This window comes from Methanoregula sp. (genome assembly GCF_002835825.1).
Classification (GTDB): Archaea; Halobacteriota; Methanomicrobia; order Methanomicrobiales; family Methanospirillaceae; genus Methanoregula.
On record NZ_PIZH01000795.1, the window covers coordinates 1 to 1,017 of the forward strand.

The 1,017-nt window shown below is 60.7% G+C and carries 1 protein-coding gene; it reads right to left on the minus strand.

The features are described from left to right. The coding region (locus CW742_RS15270) for an NAD(P)-dependent oxidoreductase (RefSeq protein WP_292421893.1) at nucleotides 1-876 on the minus strand (876 nt) is incomplete at its 3' end. Between the last annotated feature and the right edge of the window lie 141 nt (nucleotides 877-1,017).

The window sequence follows — 1,017 nt, forward strand, 5'->3', positions numbered from 1 at the left end:
GGAAACCTCCCGTCTCCCCCCGGTCGTTGCGGTGATCGGGGAATTTTCGCTTCGCTGGGTGAGGACGGCGATTGCCGGGTGTGTCTCCGGCAGCTGCAGCTTGTAGATCGATCCGGTGATCTCTTCGATGAGTGCAATGATGGTCGAAACCGGGTATGCATTGCCCGACCCGAGGTTGAATACCTTGCCGGAACAATCGGAAGAGAAGTCCGGGCAGGACATGAGCGCGAGATATCCCCTCACCACATCGCGGACATCGATGATGTCCCGCGACGAGAGGATCTCGCGCAGTTCGATTACCGTGCTCTTCTTCTGCTCGATCCGGATTACCTGGTCAACGATCCTCCCGCAGACAAACGCACCGGATTGCAGGGGCCCGGCAAGGTTGAAGGGCCGGGCAATCGCGATGTCTGCACCCGTATCGGAGAACTGCCGGCAGACCTCCTCCTGCGCAACCTTGCTCTTCCCGTACTCGCTGACCGGGTTGAGGGGCGTATCCTCCGGAATCGGCTGATCGCCGGCATACCCATACACGGCCGACGAACTCACGACAAGGACCCGGCAGTCCGGGTTCACCGAGTGGGTTGCGTGCAGCAGGTTTTTCGTACCGGTCACGTTGGCGGCATCCAGATCTCCGGCCGTACCGTGCGTCAGCCCGGCACAATGGATGACCGCATCGGGTTCTGCTTTCAAAAGAGCCACGGACAATTGTTCCGGATCCAAAAGATCCGCAACAACAAACGAGTCCTTCTTCTGCGCGGTTGCGGGAAGCGGCCGGTGCACGAGCCCGACCGGCACGACCCCCTGCTGTGCGGAAAGGAGCTCCATCATCCCCGTACCGGAAAAGCCCCCTGCACCGGTGACGAGGACTCTCATGGCAGGAACTTGTCTTTGTACCGCTCGAATTCCTCGATCAAGCGGGCGTAGTCATCCGGCCTGCCGGTGTCCAGCCCGTACCCGGCATGATGATAACTGAAAACCTGTTCCTGCCGCACCGGGGAGTCCGCCAACCGAGTG